Origin of the sequence: Altererythrobacter xiamenensis (genome assembly GCF_900177715.1) — a bacterium.
Classification (GTDB): Bacteria; Pseudomonadota; Alphaproteobacteria; order Sphingomonadales; family Sphingomonadaceae; genus Erythrobacter; species Erythrobacter xiamenensis.
In genome coordinates this window covers 434,546-453,861 of sequence record NZ_FXWG01000003.1, presented here as the reverse complement: position 1 = coordinate 453,861, position 19,316 = coordinate 434,546, and the positions used below count along the sequence as shown (strand labels likewise).

Annotated in this window: 15 protein-coding genes and 1 tRNA gene; 4 read left to right on the top strand and 12 right to left on the bottom strand. The window is 61.6% G+C overall.

The window, feature by feature from the left end:
* Positions 1-16: 16 nt before the first annotated feature.
* Positions 17-1,432, bottom strand: a complete 1,416-nt coding sequence (locus CCE89_RS12790; protein ID WP_234990075.1) for a sodium-dependent transporter — start codon at positions 1,430-1,432, stop codon at positions 17-19.
* A gap of 119 nt (positions 1,433-1,551) precedes the next feature.
* Here CCE89_RS12790 and panB point away from each other — a divergent pair, with 119 nt between their 5' ends.
* On the top strand, positions 1,552-2,424 hold the full coding sequence (gene panB / locus CCE89_RS12785; protein ID WP_086438436.1) for a 3-methyl-2-oxobutanoate hydroxymethyltransferase: 873 nt from the start codon (positions 1,552-1,554) through the stop codon (positions 2,422-2,424).
* Positions 2,425-2,431: 7 nt separating this feature from the next.
* On the top strand, positions 2,432-3,511 hold the full coding sequence (locus tag CCE89_RS12780) for a DUF475 domain-containing protein (protein ID WP_086438435.1): 1,080 nt from the start codon (positions 2,432-2,434) through the stop codon (positions 3,509-3,511).
* On the opposite strand, the gene CCE89_RS12775 is transcribed toward CCE89_RS12780, so the two are convergent.
* From CCE89_RS12775 to CCE89_RS12745, 7 genes are all read right to left on the bottom strand, one after another.
* A complete protein-coding gene (locus CCE89_RS12775; RefSeq protein WP_086438811.1) occupies positions 3,483-4,448 on the bottom strand; it encodes a bile acid:sodium symporter family protein in 966 nt (321 codons plus the stop codon). The two genes, CCE89_RS12780 and CCE89_RS12775, sit on opposite strands and share 29 nt — an antisense overlap.
* A gap of 60 nt (positions 4,449-4,508) precedes the next feature.
* A complete protein-coding gene (locus CCE89_RS12770; protein WP_086438434.1) occupies positions 4,509-6,188 on the bottom strand; it encodes a tetratricopeptide repeat protein in 1,680 nt (559 codons plus the stop codon).
* Positions 6,172-7,536, bottom strand: coding sequence for a PEP-CTERM-box response regulator transcription factor (gene prsR / locus CCE89_RS12765; protein ID WP_086438433.1), 1,365 nt, complete (start codon positions 7,534-7,536; stop codon positions 6,172-6,174). The genes CCE89_RS12770 and prsR overlap by 17 nt, the downstream gene beginning before the upstream one ends.
* Positions 7,536-9,665 (bottom strand): XrtA/PEP-CTERM system histidine kinase PrsK, encoded by a 2,130-nt coding sequence (prsK, locus tag CCE89_RS12760; RefSeq protein WP_086438432.1) that lies wholly within the window; start codon positions 9,663-9,665, stop codon positions 7,536-7,538. Before prsK ends, prsR begins: the two co-directional genes overlap by 1 nt.
* Positions 9,662-11,047: a TIGR03013 family XrtA/PEP-CTERM system glycosyltransferase gene (locus tag CCE89_RS12755; protein ID WP_086438431.1), complete on the bottom strand. Its 1,386-nt coding sequence runs from the start codon at positions 11,045-11,047 to the stop codon at positions 9,662-9,664. The genes prsK and CCE89_RS12755 overlap by 4 nt, the downstream gene beginning before the upstream one ends.
* A 127-nt stretch (positions 11,048-11,174) precedes the next feature.
* Positions 11,175-11,471: a hypothetical protein gene (locus tag CCE89_RS12750; protein WP_086438430.1), complete on the bottom strand. Its 297-nt coding sequence runs from the start codon at positions 11,469-11,471 to the stop codon at positions 11,175-11,177.
* A gap of 74 nt (positions 11,472-11,545) precedes the next feature.
* On the bottom strand, positions 11,546-12,931 hold the full coding sequence (locus CCE89_RS12745; RefSeq protein ID WP_086438429.1) for a helix-turn-helix domain-containing protein: 1,386 nt from the start codon (positions 12,929-12,931) through the stop codon (positions 11,546-11,548).
* 176 nt (positions 12,932-13,107) lie between these two features.
* On the opposite strand from CCE89_RS12745, the gene CCE89_RS12740 reads away from it, so the two are divergent.
* Positions 13,108-14,706, top strand: a complete 1,599-nt coding sequence (locus CCE89_RS12740; protein ID WP_086438428.1) for an isocitrate lyase — start codon at positions 13,108-13,110, stop codon at positions 14,704-14,706.
* Between the two features lie 23 nt (positions 14,707-14,729).
* The gene (locus CCE89_RS15350) at positions 14,730-14,906 is read left to right on the top strand and encodes a hypothetical protein (RefSeq protein WP_200810349.1); all 177 of its coding nucleotides are present in this window, start codon (positions 14,730-14,732) and stop codon (positions 14,904-14,906) included.
* Positions 14,907-15,048: 142 nt separating this feature from the next.
* Here the strand turns inward: CCE89_RS15350 and CCE89_RS12735 are convergent, their stop codons facing one another.
* The 4 genes from CCE89_RS12735 to CCE89_RS12720 form a co-directional block, all read right to left on the bottom strand.
* Entirely contained in the window at positions 15,049-16,380 is a 1,332-nt protein-coding gene (locus tag CCE89_RS12735; protein WP_086438427.1) for an amidohydrolase, read from the bottom strand.
* Between the two features lie 30 nt (positions 16,381-16,410).
* Positions 16,411-18,210, bottom strand: a complete 1,800-nt coding sequence (locus tag CCE89_RS12730; protein ID WP_086438426.1) for an SLC13 family permease — start codon at positions 18,208-18,210, stop codon at positions 16,411-16,413.
* A gap of 128 nt (positions 18,211-18,338) precedes the next feature.
* Positions 18,339-18,423, bottom strand: a tRNA-Leu gene (locus tag CCE89_RS12725).
* Between the two features lie 72 nt (positions 18,424-18,495).
* Positions 18,496-19,314 (bottom strand): inositol monophosphatase family protein, encoded by an 819-nt coding sequence (locus CCE89_RS12720; protein ID WP_086438425.1) that lies wholly within the window; start codon positions 19,312-19,314, stop codon positions 18,496-18,498.
* Positions 19,315-19,316: the final 2 nt, after the last annotated feature.

Sequence of the window (19,316 nt, the reverse complement as noted above, 5' to 3'; positions counted from 1 at the left end):
TGCTTTCCGAAGTGCGCTAGCTCGAAAGCCCCACCACCAGAATGGCGATCAGCGCCAGCGGGCAGAGAAACCGGACGAGGAAACGCCAGAGCTTGTGCAAAGCCCCGTCGAGGCCGTTTTCGCTATCGATCAGGCGCGTATCGGCGATCCACCCCACGAACACGCAGGTCAGGATCGCGCCGATCGGCATGAACAGCTTGGCCGTCACGCCGTCCAGCGCGTCAAAGAAATTGGCCTCGGCGAAGGTCGGAATGAAACCGAGCGGACGGAAATCGGCCATCTCGTTGAATGAAAGCGCCGAGAGCGCCCCGAGGATCGCTGCACCGATCGCCACGATGATCGCGCTAGGCATGCGCCCTATTGCGAAACGCTCCATCGTCCAGGCCGTCGGCACTTCGAGCAGTGCCACCGAACTCGTGAGGGCAGCGAAGGCCACCATGACAAAGAACGCGACCCCGATCAGGGAGCCAAAGGGCATGTTCTGGAAAGCCACGGGAAGCGACTGGAACATCAGGCCCGGCCCTGCGCTGACCGAGAGACCAGCGGCGAAAACGATCGGAAAAATGCATAGACCTGCAATCAGAGCGACCGCCGTGTCAGCGCTGGCAATGATGCCGGAAGTCTTGCCCAAGTTCACGTCCTTCCCAGCGTAAGCGCCGTAGGTGATCATCCCTGCAACACCGAGCGAGAGCGAGAAGAATGCCTGCCCGACCGCCGCCAGCATGACTTCCGGCGTCAGCTTGGAAAAATCGAAGGTGAAGAGATAGGCCACCGTCTCGGAGGCAGCACCAGTGGCAAAACCGTAAATCGTGATGAGGATGAGGAGCGCAAAGAAGGCCGGCATCAACCAGGTCGCAACCCACTCGATCCCGCCCGATACGCCGCGCGCCACGAAATAGAGCGTCACTGCGAGGAACGCGAAGTCGAGACCCACCATCAGGCCGCCATTTCCGAACAGCGACGGCAGCAGGCTTTCGATATCGCTGGCAGGGCGCCCCTGGAAGGCACCGCCGGTCAGACCGGTCTGGAACAGGTCGGAAACGAAAACGCCAATATAGTAAAGGACCCAGCCGCCGACGACACAGTAGAAACTGAGGATCAGGAACGCGGCTGTCACACCCATTCCTGCCAGCACGCTCCAGTGTTTCGAAGCGCCGCTTTCCAATGCGACCCGCCGGACGCTTTCCGGAGCGGATGCCTGTCCATGCCGGCCGATCAGCGTCTCCGAAAGCAGCACGGGAAGACCGATCAGCGCCACACACAGAATGTAGAACAGGACGAAGGCACCGCCGCCATTCTCGCCTGCCTCGGCAGGAAAGCGCCACAAATTGCCCAGCCCGACAGCAGATCCGATGGCGGCGAGTATGAAAGCCGTGCGTGACGACCATCCTTCGCGCGGCGCCGCACCGTCTGTTGCACCCATGACTGCCATTCCCATTCCTCCCTGGCGCGATAACCGCGCATTGGTTTGCGCGATGCATGCAAGAAATTTCTCGAAGCGGCAACGCCATTGCTTTGCCTTATGCCCCGCCTCCGCCTAGAAGGCAGCCCATGTCCACGACCTTCAAACTCGATACTTCGACCAGCCGCGCGCATCCGACCCCGCAGCCGATGCGGCGCCTGACAGTCCCACGCATTCGCGCGCGCAAGAAAGACGGCGTGACCGAAGAGCCGATCGTGATGCTCACGGCTTACACTGCTAGGCAGGCACAACTGCTCGATGCGCATTGCGACATCCTGCTGGTGGGGGATTCTCTCGCGCAAGTTATCTACGGCCTCGAATCGACCGTCCCCGTAACGCTCGAAATGATGGCCAATCACGCCGCGGCCGTCGTGCGCGGCTCGTACCACTCGGTCGTCGTCGTCGACATGCCTTTCGGATCGTACGAAGCCTCCAAAGAGCAAGCGTTCGAAAGCGCTTCCTTTCTGCTCAAGCAATCAGGCGCAGCGGCGGTGAAACTCGAAGGCGGAGAGGCAATGGCCGAGACGGTCGCCTTCCTCAACCAGCGTGGCATCCCCGTCATGGGCCACGTCGGCCTTACGCCACAGGCAGTGAATGTGCTGGGCGGATATGCCGCACGCGGCCGCAGCGATAGCGAGGCAGAGAAGATCGTAAGCGATGCCAAGGCGCTCGACGATGCAGGGGCTTTTGCCATCGTCATCGAAGGCGTGGTGGAGCCGATCGCGATCGAAGCCACCAAGGCAGTCTCTTGTCCGACCATCGGGATCGGTGCTTCGGCCCAATGCGATGGCCAGGTCCTCGTCACGGACGATATGCTCGGCATGTTCGACCGCGTCCCTCGCTTCGTGAAGCAATACGAGGATATCGCGAGCATTATCGAGAAGACCGTCGCGACCTATGCCGAGGAGGTGCGCGCGCGCAGCTTCCCCAGCGAGGAACAAACTTACCAGCCCAAGGATTAAGCAGCCCATGCAAACGCTGCTGCGCTATTACACATTCTCGCTCATCTTCACCGCGATCTGCTTTGGGCTGGCCGCCTGGTATGGCTGGGCCAGCACGGGGTCGCTGACGGCAACGCTCGGCATATTATGGATCGTCATTGTCCTCTCGATCCTCGAAGTATCGCTGAGCTTCGACAATGCTGTCGTGAATGCGACCGTGCTGCGAGAGATGGACCCGGTGTGGCAGCAACGCTTCCTTACCTGGGGTATCCTGATCGCCGTATTCGGCATGCGGATCATCTTCCCGATCGCCATTGTCGCGATTGCAGCGGGTCTCGGGCCGGTTGAGGCGATCAATCTCTCCTTGAACGACCCTGTGCGCTACGAAGAGATTGTCTCCAGCGCGCATGTCGGCATCGCGGGCTTCGGCGGAGCATTCCTGGCGATGGTCGGCCTCACTTTCTTCTTCGAAGAAGAGAAGGAAGTACACTGGATCCATGCCGTAGAGCGCTGGATCTCCAAGTTCTCCAGCGTGCCCGCGGTAGAGATCGGACTGGTTCTACTGCTCGTTTATGGCGTTTCGACAGCGTTGCCAGAGGCGGATGTCGTGACATTCCTGACAGCTGCTATCCTCGGTCTTGTCACCTTCATCAGTGTGCATGCAATCGGGGCAATCATCGAGGAGCGCGAAGCGCGCAAGAAAGCGGCCGGAGAGATCGTGAAGTCCGGCCTAGGCGGGTTTCTCTATCTCGAAGTGCTCGACGCGTCTTTCAGCTTCGATGGAGTTATCGGTGCCTTCGCGCTTTCGAACAACATGATCATTATCGCCCTCGGCCTATCGGTCGGTGCAATGTTCGTGCGCTCGATGACGATCCACCTCGTTCGCACCGGCACCCTAGCCCAATATCGCTATCTCGAACACGGTGCCTTCTGGGCAATCATCGTGCTCGGCGTGATCATGCTCTTGTCGGCGCGCTGGCATATCCCGGAAACCATCACGGGACTTATCGGCGCGGTGCTGATCGGCCTCAGCTTCTGGTGGTCGGTGCGGCACAACCGCCGCGAGGGAGCCGAGAGGGTCAATCTGCAGAGTGCGCCAACCGACTAGCAATCGGTGCAGCAATCACGAGCTGCAGGAAGTGGTAGAGAATCAGCGGCGCAATAACGAAGCCGGCCACCTCGGGCGCGAACAATATCGCTGCGAGCGGCGCGCCAATAGCGACGCTCTTCTGCGCGCCGGCGAACAGGAATGCTGTCCGGTCTGTATGGGTGTAACCCAGCAAGGCACTGGCCCACCAGGCGCCCAGATTGGCCAACAGCAGAAATGCGCAGACGAGACCTAGGAGCACGACACCGCTCAACGGATCGAACATCGTCAGAAGTCCCTGTTCGACCGCACCCGAAAACGCGACGAATACCGCGATTCCGATCACGATACGGTCGAGCCAGACGATCCTTGCCTTGCGGGCAATCACCCAATCGCGTGTCCAGCCCTGCACCGCCTGCCCGATCAGAAACGGCAGCACGAGGATCATCCCGATCCTGACGATTACGTCATTGCCGATCTCCGCCGCCTCGCTGCCTGCCAACAGCGCGAAAAGCGGCGCGGTCACGAAAACTCCGGCAATGTTGATGAGCGCGGCTCCGACCACGGAAAGTGCGATATTGCCATTGGCGAGCGTGGTGTAGGAAATCGCCGACTGGATCGTCGATGGCAGCGTGCCGAGGTATAGGAAGCCGAGCGCCACCAGAGGCGGCAGAAAGCCCTGCGCGAGATGCGATGCGCCGAGGCCTAGCAACGCCATCGCTCCGAACACCCAGAGGAACAGCGGCAGGAAAAAGCGCCAATTGACGAAAGCACGCGCAATTTCGCCGCGCGCGATTCGCATTCCATTGACTAAAAACAGCAGGAATATGCCCGCGCTCGATATGCTGCGCGCGATATCGGCGCCCTCCCCCTTCGCTGGCAGAACCAGTGCAAGCAAAGTCGCCGCCAGCAGGACCAGGATCATCGGGTCATTGAGAAAGGCTGGTTTGCGCAACATCAGCCGCCACTGCCCTTGGAAAGTTGCGCTGTCGAGAGCCAACGCAATCGAAGCTAACGATCAGCGCCGGGCGAGTTCGCTGGAGCTACGAGTCAAACTCTCCTCGCCCGCCTGCGCGTCCGCAATGCGGGCACGAAGTGCCAAGAGGTGCGTATCGCGGCCTCCGCCGTGGGCCAGCGCGTGATGGAGCATGCTTGCCGCCTCGGACCAGCGCCGCATATCCGCGAGCGCAGCAGCAGCCATTCCGGCTGCCTCGGCATTGCCCGGCTCGCCTTTCAGGTGGGAATAGAGCAACGCGTTCGCCTCGTCTCCCTGCCCGGCTTCGCGATAGGCCATGATCATCCGCTTGGTGAGCGGCCAAGGTCTGCGCACCGCCGCAGATGCCTCGTATCTTTCGATTGCGCCTTGAACATCGCCGCCGGCGAATGCAGCATCGCCAGCCAGGCTGAGCGCGTCGGCGCTCCCCGCATAGCGCTGCAACAACTCGCGCGACTTGCGCACCGCCGCGGAGCTTCGATCGGAACCGATGTCCGCCCGAATGCTGGCGAAGATCTCCGCTCCGCTTGCATCCTCACGGCCCCCTGAAGGCGAATAATCCTCAGCAACCTCGATCGGTACCAGACCAGCTGGTAGCGGTTTCGCCGCTGCATCCAGAAATGGCGCGGCGGCCCCACGATTGCCTTTGCCCTCATGAGCCCGGCCGACGAGGGTCATCAGATAGGGGGATGCGCCAGGTCGCGTTGCGCGGTCCGCATAGCGATAAATCAATTCGTTCTCGCTGCGTCCGAGGAGAAGCGCCCGCGCCAGTAAAGCCTGGACGCGGTGATTGTCCGGCTGTCTTTCAGCCAGTCGCGCGAGTTGCTGCGCGGCGCTGGCGTGATTGGCATTCTGCATGTCGATCAGCGCCGAGAGCAGCATCGCAGCAGGCACCTGCCGCTCGAGATTGCCGCTGCGTTGCAGCAGCGCACGGGCGAGTACCGGCTTACCGCCACGCGCCGCCAATACTGCCTGCAGGAAATGCACCTGCGGATTGTCTGGATCGACCTCGGCAAGATGCCTGACCGCAGCAAGCATCTCCTTCGCCCGTCCCAGTTCGCCGAGCGTTGCTGCGTAATCTGCGAGCACCGCGGGATTGCCGGGATCTTGCTTCAGCGCCGCTTCAAACCATGGCAGCGCTGCAGCCATTCCATGAGAATCGCGCAAGAGCTGACCGCGAAAATGCAGCGCGGCGGCATTGGCAGGGCCAAGAGCGACGGCCCGCTCCGCTGCCTCGATCGCCTGAAGCTGTTCACCGCCACGATAGCGCAGGCGGCCAATATCGACCCACAATTCCGGATTGTCAGGATCTTCGGCCAAGGCGCGGTCATATGCCGCACCCGCCGCAGCAAGATTTCCGCTTAGTACCTCGAGTTGGCCCAGAAGATGGAAGCCTTTTGCCCGCATTTGAGGTGCGAACTCGCCCGGCTCCAGCCATATGCGCGCTTCGGCCAGATTTCCTTGAGCGAGCTGTGCCTCACCCATAAGCGCGGCGACCCTTGCTCGCGCAACGCCGGCATCCATTGCGCGGCGCAAATCTGCCTCGGCAGCAATGCCATCGCCCGATTGCAGCGCATTTTCTGCGCGCTCGAGTGGATCTTCCGGAAGCGCGCCTTCCTCCGTGCACGCCGAAAGGACCGGCAGACAGGCCAGCAAGAGCGCCGCTGTGACCGCGCCTAAAGGGCGATCACGCGCTGAGATCATACTGCTTGAGGAGATCGTAGAGCGTCGGGCGACTGATCCCGAGCAGCTTGGCCGTATTCGAGATATTGCCTTCGCTGCGCGCCAATGCGTGACGGATGACGAGCCGGTCGGACTGTTCGCGCGCACTCTTGAGATTGAGCACGTCGTCGCGATCCTCGCCGTTTTCCTGCAGGTCGAGATCGCCCGCACCGACCAGCTTGCCTTCGGCCATGATCACTGCCCGTTTCACCCGGTTTTCGAGCTCGCGCACATTGCCCGGCCATTTCCAGTCGTCGATCGCGGCAAGCGCATCGGGACCAAAGCCAGTGACCTGCGGATTCATCTCCTCGGCAAAGCGCTTGAGGAAAGCCTTGGCCAGCAGAACTGCGTCGCCGGGCCGTTCTTCTAGCGAGGGAATCTTCACCACGATTTCGGCAAGCCGGTAGTAGAGGTCTTCGCGGAAACGCCCGTCGGCGGTCATCGCTTCGAGGTCCTGGTGGGTCGCGCAGACGATGCGCGTATCGACTGCGATCTCCTTGCGCCCGCCGATCCGCTCGATCGTGCGTTCCTGCAAAAACCGCAGCAGCTTTACCTGAAGCGCGAGGGGAATATCGCCGACCTCGTCGAGGAAGAGCGTACCGCCATTGGCGCTTTCGATCTTGCCCTCGGTCGTCTTCACCGCACCGGTGAAGGCACCCTTCTCGTGCCCGAATAGCTCGCTTTCGAGCAGATTTTCAGGGATCGCAGCGCAGTTGATCGCAACGAAAGGCTTGTCACGGCGATCACTGGCATCGTGCAGTCCGCGCGCGAGTAGCTCCTTGCCGGTACCGCTTGCGCCGAGCAGCATGACCGAGACATTCGTATCGGCGACGCGCTCGATCGTGCGCGCGACCTTGGCCATTTCCGGCGCGCCTGTGATGAGACTGCCGAGCACGGTTTTGTCCTCGCCCACACGCTCGCTCAGCCGGCGGTTCTCGTCCTCGATCTCGTGCAGGTTGAAAGCGCGTCGAACGATCAGACCGAGCGCCTCGATATCGACAGGCTTCTGGTAGAAATCATAAGCGCCGTTCTCGATCGCTTTCAGCGCGCTTTCGCGGGCGCCGTGTCCCGAAGCAACGATCACCTTGGTGTCAGGCTTCAGTTCCATGATCGCATCGAGCACGGCGAAGCCTTCGCTCGTACCATCGGGATCAGGTGGCAGACCGAGGTCGAGCGTGACCACAGAGGGTTCCAGCTGACGCAGAGCGGCAATTGCGCTCTCACGATCTAGTGCAGGGACGACTTCGAAATCGTCATAGGCCCATTTGAGCTGCGCCTGGAGACCTTCGTCATCTTCGACCACCAGCAGGATCGGTTTTTTCTCAGCCATTACGCAACCTCGCTTTGCACATTGCATTCATCTCTTGTCAGGCCAGTTGACGCGTGTAGCGGCAGCCAGACGGTGAACCTCGTTCCAATTTCCTCGCGCGATTCGACGCTGAGCCGTCCGCCCATGGCGCGAATGATCTCGCGCGCCTCGAATGCTCCGATGCCGAAACCCCCGTCTTTCGATGAGACGAAGGGTTTGAACAGGCCCCGACGGATAAACTCGGGTGACATGCCCTCGCCCGTGTCGATCACGTCGATCCTCGCATTGAGCCCGTCGACGGTGGCCTCCAGGAATACCGGTGCATCCTGCGGGCTGGCATCGATCGCGTTCTGGACGAGGTGCACGAGCGCCTGATCGAGACCTTCCATGTCGGCCATGGCGAGGCAGCTATCAGCCCGGTTGAGCACGATCGGATGCACGCTCCGGAACCGCTCGACCATCTGTTCGGCCAGCGCGCCGATATCCACCGCCTCGGGCGCGCCGGTATTGCCGGTGCCATAGCGGCCCAGGCGGGCGAGCAGCGCGTTGAGCTTGTCTGCACTGTTGCGTAGCGTCACGAGCATATCAGCCCGAAACTCGGGATTTTCGGCATGCTTTTCCGCATTGCGCGCGAGCAACGAGAGCTGGCTGGCAAGGTTCTTGATATCGTGCATGACGAAAGCGATGCGGCGATTGAACTCGTCAAACCGGCTCGCCTCCATCAAGGCCTGCTGGCCGGACTGTTCGGCGAGATAGCTAGCGAGTTGCTGGCCCACGACGCGCAACAGATCGAAGTCTTCCCAATCGAGGCGGCGTGCCGCTTGCGGTCTCGCCAGAACAACCGCTCCGACGAGGCGATCGAAGTGCAGCAGCGGGACAACCGCCCAGGCCCGCGGTTCGTCGAGTAGCCATCCTGGGACATGTTCGCGCTCACCGCGAAACTCTCCGCCCTCGCGCAATACGTCGAGGTCGAGAATGAAGCTTTCCTGTTCGAGCAGGCCCGCCAGTTCGTAGGTTGCGGCGACCGCCGGCACTTCGATGGAGGGCCAGCGCCAGCGTGCGACCAGTTCGAGCACCGCTTCCTCGTTGGGTGCGAGCAGCAGGCCCGCCGGGCTATCGGTGATGTCTGCCATCGCCTTGACCGCGCGCTCGTGGAAACTGACCTCCGCGCCGGTCTCGCTCCCGCTCTCGCTGATCGTCCGGGTGAAGCGCAGCCATTCGTTGCGGTAGTCGTAACGGTGCTGGAAGAGGTGCTTGGTGGCGGTCACACGGAGCCAGCTGCGCGCGCGGTTGGACGGCAACCAGAGCACCGCGATTACGCTTGCCGCGATCAGGAAGCCGACCTGCGCCATCCGGCCGAAATCGCCGCCGATCATGGGAAGCGACTGCGCGATGATCAGCATGACCATGAGATAGAGCCCGATCACCAGCAGAGAGAGCGTCTGGAATGTAACTGCGCGTGAAGGCTTGAACTGCAGGCCTGCCGACGCCGTGCTTGAACCGATGGCAAGCGAGAGAGCGAGGACCATTGCCGCACCGCCGCGCGTGGCAAGCAGCAGTGCGGGTGCCTCGCCGCTCATATACGCGATGGCGAAGAGATTGAGATCGTAGGCCCAGACACCAGCGAGCGAGAGCGCGCTCCATCGCAGCAATTGGCGCGAGGATGCCGCCGCCCCGGCATAGAGGTTGTGCAGCAGCATCAGCGCGCCGATGGCAACCAGCATCTGCAGCAGCATGGCAATCTGGAATGTAAGTTCTACCAGTTGCGGCGTAATGGCGAAACGCCAGGCCACGACAGTCAGAACGGGCTGCAGCAACGAAACAAAAGCCAATGAGAATACGACCGGCTTCACCGCACCCATGCTCTCGTCACGTCCGTCGTTTCCGAACAGCTTCAGCAGCAAGTAAATCCAGGCGAGGTTGCGTCCAGCCTCCAGCATGAGGACCGGCGGCGAAAGCGGCTCGAACGCAGCGGCAAAGGCACACCACAAACCCGTCAGCATGACTGCCGGGATTGCGGCAGAGCGATCCGACCGTGCAGCGTCACCGCGACGCAGGATCCACAAGGCCGAAATGGCGCAGGCCAGCGCGCCCGCAAGATACAGGATGAAGCTCAACGCAGGCAGGATATGCCAGGCTGCATCCTTCATCGCGCGCCCTCCGGCCAGAGGATCACCCGCACCGTCTGGAGCAGGACTACGAGGTCGAGGAAGGGCGTATAGTTCTTGGCGTAGTAGAGATCGTATTCGAGCTTCTTGCGGCTATCTTCGATCGACGCACCGTAAGGGTAATTGATCTGCGCCCAGCCCGTGATACCGGGTTTCACCATGTGGCGCTCAGCATAAAAAACGAGCTGTTCCTCGAGGTCGCCGACGAACTGCGGGATTTCGGGACGCGGTCCGACGAAGCTCATGTCGCCTTTCAGCACGCTCCAGGTCTGGGGTAGCTCGTCAATGCGAACCTTGCGGATGAAGCGCCCGACACGGGTCACGCGTGGATCATTCTCCTCGGCCCACTTCGCGCCATCCTTCTCCGCATCGGTTCGCATCGAGCGCAGCTTGATGAGATCGAATGTCTGGCCATAGAGCCCGACCCGCTTCTGGCGGAAAAAGGCCGGTCCCTTGCTGTCGAGCTTCACGATTAGCGCGAACAGCAGGATGATCGGAAATGTGAGCATCAGAAGGATCAAACTCGCGACGATATCGAAAATGCGCTTGGCGGCGCTCGAGATCATCCGGCCCGATGAGAAACCGTCGGAAAAGATGAGCCAGCTGGGATTGACCGTGTCGAGATCCACCCGACCCGTTTCGCGTTCGAGAAAGCTCGAGAAGTCGTTCACGTGGACGCCCTTGGTCTTCATGCGAAGAAGATCCTTGAGCGGCAGCGCATTGCGCCGTTCCTGCAGCGCGAGGATGACCTCGCTCACCCCGAGGTTTTCGACGAAACGTCCGAGATCGTGGATCGCCTCGCGCGGGATCGCCTCCTCGACCACGCGTTCGCCGTCGCTCATCGCGAGATAGGCGACCACGGCAAAGCCGCTCTCGGGCCGGTCGCCAAGCTCCCGGATACGCTGGGCACGGTCGCCCGAACCAAGAACCATGATACGTCGGCGAAATGCGCTCGAACCAAGGAAGTTGTTCAGGAAAAGCCGATCGGCGACCATGAACGCGATCGTCAGGCACATGGTGTAGAAAAGCGTGGATCGCCAGAAGGTAACGTCGTTTAGAACGAACTCGACAAGCGCGAGCGCCAGGACCGCGAGGCTGATAGCCACGAGCAAACGTGCCCCCGCATAACGAAGCGAGCGCAGGGCATATGGCCCGTAAACTCCGACCGAAATCATGGCGAGCCAGACCACAAGTGCCGAACCCGTCACGGCCGGCCAGCGCTCGGTAAACGTGCCGGGATCCATTCCGATCTGCGAAGCGCGGATCTGCCAGGCCAGCTCGCCAGCCAGCATGAGCAAGCCGAAATCGAGCAGGCCGAGCAGCAGCACGGCGTGCGGAATATAGTGTTTGAACAGTCGGATCATTGCTCCGGCGGTCTCTCAAATCGATCGATCTGGGGACCGCTCTAGGAGCGATAGGTGAAATGTCGGTAAACTTTACAACCCGGCTGCAAGCCGCGCGCTATCGCGCGTTCCGATCCTTAACAGGACGTCAATTGCCGTCGGTCACCTCGTTGGCGACATCCTGCACTGCATCGCCTGCCTGCTGTGCGGCATCGCCCACGTCATTGGCGGCACCGGCAATGGCGTTATCCTTGGCGATCTCGGCACCGCTTTGCTGGCTGAACAACCAGATGCCAGCGCCCACGGCAACTAACAGGACGAGGACAAGCAGGATGGTACCCCCACTGCCGCGGCTCGCGGATGCAGGTTCGCCCGTGGTCACGGTGCGGGTCGTCGTCGTGGTGCCATCGGCGTTTTCGGTGGTGGTAATACGTTCTTCGCTCATTGTTCAAAACTCCCCGAAGTGTCGCCTGAAAACGGGGAAGCTCGTCAGCGGTTCCCCGCTCAGCGTTCGGTTTTTCAGGCACTTGTGCCAAATTCGAACGGCGTCAGACCGCGGACGGTACTGTCGATCTGCAAGGGGGCGCCCCGAGGAGGAAGCGAACGCTGGCGGCATCCCACGATGTGGCAGCGCGCACAGCCAAGCCCGATCGCCTGCGCTGCATCCCGTTCCAGCCTGATGCCCTTGGCTGCCTGCATTTCGGTGGCAAGCCGGGCTTCGACGCCGAGCACGATCACGAAGCGCGCTTCGCCGGTCGAACCTGCCGCATCTACCGTGCGTGCAAAGGTCAGCCAGTGGTCCGGACCTGCATCGGCACCGTCCACCACCACGGGCTGTACGCAAAGTTCGCCGCGCCGCTCGAAGGCTTCGTGCACCGCCCACAAGGGGCAACTCGCATCGCTTTCGAGAATGGTGGCGCTGCTCGCCCCGGAAAATCGCTTTGAGAATTGCCCCGCCCGGTCGATCCTCGCCATGAAAAACGGAAGGCCCCGCTGGCCGACGCGCTGCAGCGTGGTCAGTCGGTGCGCGAGCTGCTCGAAACTGACCCCGAACCGGCGCAACAATGTGGTGAAATCATAGCCTGTCTGGTCGCAAGCGCGCAGAAATCGCCCATACGGCATCAACATCGCCGCGGCGACATAGGCCATCAGGTGACGTTCGAAGAGCTGGCGTGCGGCATCATCGGCAAGTCTTGCACCAGCGACGATACTGCTGATCGCCTTGCGGTGCTCGAGCTCGGCGAGCTGCAGCGCGATGTGGAAGTTGCGCGATGACCGGTCGAGCATTTCCGAGAGCTGGAGCTGCCGTGCATGGAGGTCGAGGCGCCGGACCGCGCCCGGCATGACTTCCAGAGGCAGGATGCGAACCGAGAGCTGATGTTTCTCCCGCAGACGTTCGGTCAGCGCGGCGCCGATTTCGCTGCGCGACAGGCGCATCTCGTCGGCCAGCGCTTCGGCTGCATGATCGAGGTCCGCGAAATGACCCTGCCAGCGTTCGATCTCGCGACGAGCGGCGGCAAGGGAATCGTTGACGGGCCCGGCCTCCGGACCGCCGCGATCGTACAGACGCGCGAAAGCGGTGGCGGCCTGAGGTGCCGCGGCGAGGAACTCGCTCACCTCGTCGCGATCAATGGCAAGGTCGGAAAAGCGCTCGTCCGCAAGGCGACGCGCTAGCCCATCGACCCCGCCAATGCTCTCGTCTTCGCGAAGCGAGCGCGGATCGAAATCGAACTGCTCGATAAGCTGCACCAGCACACGGGCGGAGACCGGGCGCTGGTTGCGCTCGATGAGATTGAGATAGCTTGGCGAAATGCCAAGCGCGGTGGACATTGCCGCCTGTGTCAGCCCCTCCCGCTTGCGCAAACGGCGCAGCGCGGGTCCGGCGAAGATGGATTTTTCTGCCATTGGACCGCCCTACACAGGCGAAACGAGGTTGTAAATATATTTACAACATTACACTTCAATCCGGCAATTCGGCCTCAGTCAGACAACAAAGTTTGTAATCTTTCATATCCGAATCGCAAGGATCTCTGCATTGTGCATGGGCAAGGGGCACCTCCCCGCCCATCAGGAGATATTCAATGAGCTACACCGAAACAATCGGCCAGATGCGCCAGACAATCGAACAGAACGGCCCATCCTGGGCAGCTATCGACCCGGAGTCGGCAGCACGCATGGTGATCCAGAACCGCTTCCGCACCGGTCTCGACATCGCGAAGTACACCGCGAAGATCATGCGCGAGGACATGGCCGCCTATGACAAGGACCCGGCGAACTACACCCAGTCGCTCGGCACCTGGCACGGCTTCATCGCGCAGCAGAAGATGATCTCGATCAAGAAGCATTTCGGCAGCACCAAGCAGCGCTACCTCTACCTGTCCGGGTGGATGGTCGCCGCCCTGCGCAGCGAGTTCGGACCGCTTCCCGACCAGTCGATGCACGAAAAGACCAGCGTTCCGGCGCTGATCGAGGAGCTCTACACCTTCCTCAAGCAGGCTGACGCCCGCGAGCTCGGCATGATGTTCCGCGACCTCGACGCAGCCCGTGAGCGCGGCGACGATGTCGAAGCGAAGCGCCTCGAAAACGCGATCGACAATTACGAAACGCATGTCGTTCCGATCATCGCCGACATCGACGCAGGTTTCGGCAATGCCGAGGCGACTTACCTGCTCGCCAAGAAGATGATCGAAGCCGGTGCCTGCGCGCTGCAGATCGAAAACCAGGTTTCGGACGAAAAGCAGTGCGGTCACCAGGACGGCAAGGTTACCGTTCCGCACGAAGACTTCCTGCAGAAGATCCGCGCCTGCCGCCACGCTTTCCTCGAACTCGGCATTGAAGACGGCATCATCGTTGCCCGCACCGACTCGCTCGGCGCTGGCCTGACGAAGCAGATCGCCTATTCGACCGAAGAAGGCGACCTCGGTGACCAGTACAACGCGTTTCTCGATTGCAACGAAGTCGATCCGGCCAACATCAGGAACGGCCAGGTCTTCATCAGCCGCGACGGCAAACTGCTTGAGCCCAAGCGCCTGCCTTCGAACCTCTACCAGTTCCGTGCCGGAACGGGCGAAGACCGCGTCGTGCTCGACTGCATCACCTCGCTCCAGAACGGTGCCGACCTGCTATGGATCGAAACCGAGAAGCCGCATGTCGAACAGATTGCCGGCATGGTCGATCGCATCCGCGAAGTCGTGCCCAATGCAAAGCTCGTCTACAACAACTCGCCGAGCTTCAACTGGACTCTCAACTTCCGCCAGCAAGTCTATGATGCATGGGCAGAAGCAGGCAAGGATGTGTCCGCTTTCGACCGCGACAAGCTGATGAGTGCAGACTACGACAGCACCGAACTGGCTGCCGAAGCCGACGAGAAGATCCGCACCTTCCAGGCCGATGCCGCGAAGCGCGCCGGTATCTTCCACCACCTCATCACGTTGCCGACCTACCACACGGCAGCACTGAGCACCGACAACCTCGCCCGCGAATACTTCGGCGAACAGGCGATGCTCGGCTACGTCAAGAACGTCCAGCGCCAGGAAATCCGCCAGGGTATCGCCTGCGTGAAGCACCAGAACATGGCTGGTTCGGACATCGGTGACGACCACAAGGAATACTTTGCCGGTGAAGCCGCATTGAAGGCTGGCGGCAAGGACAATACCATGAACCAATTCGAAGCTGCCTAAGCCCCGGATTGAGGAGAGAATTCATGAGTGAAGAACAGACCACCCCGGCGAGAGAACCAGGTCGCGCCCGCGCCCTGCTCTCGACCGCCGATTTCAAGCTGCTGCGCCGCGCTCTCGAGAGCCACGCAAAAGCGACCGAGGACCGTGAGGAACTGGCGAAGATCAACGCCCTTCACCACCGTCTCGGCACCTATAGCTAACTGGCTTTCCGCGCTCACGCAGCGCAGCGGTAGCGCGGATAAACATTCTCCTGGGGAGGAGAAACGGCCGTCGGAGCACCCCCAATGCTCCGGCGGCCGTCAATATTTTGGGCGCAGGCTATCCGGCCTGCGATTTCGGAGTTCAGCCCCCGCTAGCGGGCATCAGGTCGAGCGCAGCGCTCGCAAGCGCTTCGGCTGCGGTCTCGATCACCTTCTCCGCATCCGGCGCCCAGAAGGGCGAATGAAGCGAGGGCAGCGGCTTGCCCTCTTCTTCAAGTGCAGTGAGCATGTCATCGGGCGTTCCGCTGATCCAGAAGATCATCGACTTGACGTTTTCCGGATCTGCGCGGCGGAACTGGCTGAAGTCCTCCCCGCCCATTACAGCCGGCCACTGCATGACCCGCTTCTCTCCAAACCGCTCGGCAAAGGCTGCCGCGCGCTCTTCGCTGAAATCGGGATCGTTGAAGGTCGATGGCGTATAAGGTTCCTCGACCGTCACCACCGGCAGCAGCTCTTCCGGAAGGCCCGCTGTTATGGCCTCGCCACGCGCCACACGCCGAATGCCGTCGAGCAACAACTTCCGACTTTCATCCGAATAGCTGCGGACGGTCAGCTGAAGCTTCGCCTCGTCCGAGATGATGTTGTGCTTGGCACCCGCGTGAAAGCTGCCAACAGTAATCACTGCCGGATCGAGCGGCGAGGTGTTGCGGCTCACAACCGTCTGCAGCTTCATCACGATCGAGCTGGCGAGCACGACCGGATCGATCGTGGTGTGCGGGTAGGCGCCGTGCCCTCCGATCCCCTTCACCGTGATATCGACGCTATCGACATTGGCGAGTGCATAGCCCGGCGTATAGCCGATGGTGCCCGCCGGGGCCGGCGCTGCGGCATCATGGAAGGCGAGGACGTATTCGGGCTTGGGAAAACGCTCGTAAAGGCCGTCTTCAATCATCGCGATCGCGCCCAGGCCCAGTTCTTCGGCCGGCTGAAGGATCATCACCAGCGTACCCTGCCACTCGTCCTTGCGCTCTGCGAGCAACTGCGCCGCACCGATGAAGCCGGTCATGTGCGTGTCGTGCCCGCAAGCGTGCATGACGCCCGTTGTCACACCGCTGGCAGGGGTAGCGACGACCTTGCTCGCATAAGGGAGACCGGTCTGCTCGACCACGGGCAGACCGTCCATGTCCGCGCGCAGCATGACCACCGGGCCATCGCCGTTCTTCATGACCGAGACCACGCCGGTCTGGCCGACACCCTCGGTCACTTCGAAGCCCAGGGCGCGCATCCGCTCGGCCAGCTTGGCGGCGGTCTTGTGCTCTTCGAAGCTCAGTTCCGGATTGGCATGGAGATCGCGATAGAGTTCCATCAATTCGGGCATGTCGGCGGCGAGATCCTCGCGCAAATCATTTGCCTGCACCGGCGTCCCCAGTGCCAGGGCAATCAGCCCTGCCCCCATCAATGCGCTGCGTTTCATTGTCCTGTCCCCTTGTTTGAAGCGGCGGTCCTACATCCCGTAGGAGATCGCCAGAAGCACCGATAGCGAGGTCACCATGATGACGACCAGCGGCACGCCGGTGCGGATATAGTCACCGAAGTCATAACTTCCTTCGCCCATGATCAGCATGTTCGTCTGATAGGCAATCGGCGTCGCGTAACAAAGATTGCAGCCGAACAACACGGCAAGAACGAGCGGCTCGGCAGGCAGGCCAAGCTGGCTGGCAATGGCAAAGGCAATCGGCGTTCCCACCGTTGCGGCCGTCGCGTTCGAGGCGAAATTGGTCAGCACGGTGACGAACAGCATGATTGCAGCGACGACCCCTGCGGGCGGAAGATACTGAAGGCCGAGTGACAACGCCTCGCCCAACCATGCCGCGGCGCCGCTTTCGAGAATGATGCGCCCGATGGCGATACTCGCCGCCACCAGCACGATCACCTGACCGGACAGCGCGCGACCGACACGGTCGAATTTCACGCAGCCGGTCAGGAACATCAGGATCGCGCCAGCCAGCGCAGAAATGGCAATCGGGAAGATGCCGATCGAGGCGGTAAAGACCGCAACGCCCATGATGACCGCCGAAAGCACGGCCTTGGACTTGCGCGGGAGTTCACGCACCCCTTCGAGCATGAGCAGGCTGTCGCTGCGCGAGAAACGCTCGAGATCGTCGGCGAGGCCCATCACGAGCAGCACATCGCCTTCGACGATCCGCAGATCCCCGCCTTCGCTATACTGATCCTTTTCCCCCAACACACGTTCGGGACGGTGAATGCCGAGCACCGCGACGCCGTGCAGGTCGGCAATGCCCGAGGTCGGCAGCGTCCGGTTGATGAGGCGCGAATCCGCCGTGACCGTCATTTCGACGACGTTGATGTCCTGCCCCTTGGCGTCGGACTCGCGCCGGATTCGTTCGAGCACCCAGCTTGGCGCGAGTTCGCCCTTGAGCACGCGCACCGCGTCTTCGAGTGCGGAGTGCGTGCCGGAGATATGCAGCCGCTGCTGCGGCTGGAGCGGCCCGGTCGGTTCGTCGTGAAAACGAATATCCTCGGGCAGGCGCGGCAGGATAGCCGACAGTTCCTGGCCGGTCAGCGAGCTTTCCGAAGCGATCCTCAATCGGGTGTGAAAGCGCCGCTTCTCGCTCGTATCGGTGACGCGGTTGTCCCCCAGCATCTTGGGCATCACGAGCCACAGATAGGGCAACGCGATCAGCGAAGCGCCCAGCACGATCGGGGTAAAATGGAATACGCCCATCTCCTCCATCCCGAGGTCGACCGCGATCGAGACGACGAGGATGTTGGTGGATGTGCCGATGGTGGTCGCCAGCCCGCCGAGCAGCGACGCCGCATTCAGGGGCATGAGGGTTTTCGATGCGGGGAGCGCGCCGCGGTGCGCCAGCGCAACGAAGATGGGGATCATCAACACCAGAACTGGCGTGTTGTTGACCACCATTGAAAGTGAGAATGCAATCAGCAGCGAGACCAGCAGACCGAGCTGCAGGTTCGACTTGAATACACGCTCAAGGAATAGCGCTGCCGGCTCCAGCGCGCCTGTCACTACAAGGCCGCGACCCATCACCATGAGCGCGCAGATCGTGATCAGTGCGTAATGGCCGAAACCGCCGAATGCCAATGCAAGCCCGTCAATCGGGCGAGTTCCTTCGAGCGGGAAAAAATAGAGGCCCACCGCGATCACGGCGATGGTCAGGAGTGAGACGATCTCGATCGACATGCGGCCGCGCACGAAAGCCACGAACATGGCGATTGTGACCACCATCGCCGCTATCGCATGAAATGAAGGGAGCCCGATCATTGTATGGCAGGCTGAATCCCAAACAAGCGCGGTAATTACAAGCGGTTTTCTTGCAATGACATAAGTGCGAGTTCGCCCGGCACCGCGCAGATGAGAGTGCCCGGCGAGATTAGACGAATTGTCGAGACTGGTACCCCTGGCCGGACTCGAACCGGCACTTCGTTAGAAACTCGATTTTGAGTCGAGCGCGTCTACCAATTCCGCCACAGGGGCCCTGCGTAGGAGCGCGGCTGTTAGCGTCGCCGCATCCGCCTTTCAAGCCGTGTTTGCTCCAAGGCTCGCGCCTTATTTGAGCGCGCCCGCAAGGAGCTTGTGCAATTTCGAGTGCAACGCATCGTTTGCGGCGAGCACCTGCTTCGCGTGGATGGGCTGGCTCCGCCCGCGATAATCGCTGACGAAGCCGCCAGCCTCACGGATCAGCAGACAGCCTGCTGCGGTATCCCAATCACTGAGGCCGCTCTCCCAGAAACCGTCATACCGGCCCGCTGCGACCCATGCGAGGTCGAGCGATGCCGCACCGAAACGGCGAATCCCGGCGACTTGCGGGCCAATGGCGCCGTAGATCTTCATCCATTCGGAGGGATCGCCAGCGCCCTGGAAGGGGATTCCGGTCGCGATCAGCGCGTCCGACAGGCTCGAGCGCGCGGATACCCTCAGTCGCGCATCCTGCAGCCACGCGCCGCGTGATTTCTCCGCCCAGAAGGTCTCGTCGGTGATCGGCTGGTACACCACACCGGCGGTGACCTCGCCCCAGCCTGAACCGTCCAGCTTGGGCTCCTGCACCGCGATCGAGATCGCGAAATGCGGCAGGCCGTGAAGGAAGTTGCTGGTGCCGTCGAGCGGATCGATGATCCAGCGAGGCTTGGTCGGGTCGCCTTCGATGATGCCCGCTTCTTCGAGCACGAACCCCCAGTCGGGCCGCGCATGCAGCAGCTCGTCATAAAGCGTGCGCTCGGCGCGCATGTCCGCCTTGGAAACGAAGTCGGCCGGGCCCTTGCGGCTGACCTGGAGATGTTCGATCTCGCCGAAATCGCGGCGCAAACGACCGCCCGCCTTGCGAGCCGCCTTTTCCATAACGCGGACGAGGCCGGAATACATGGACATTT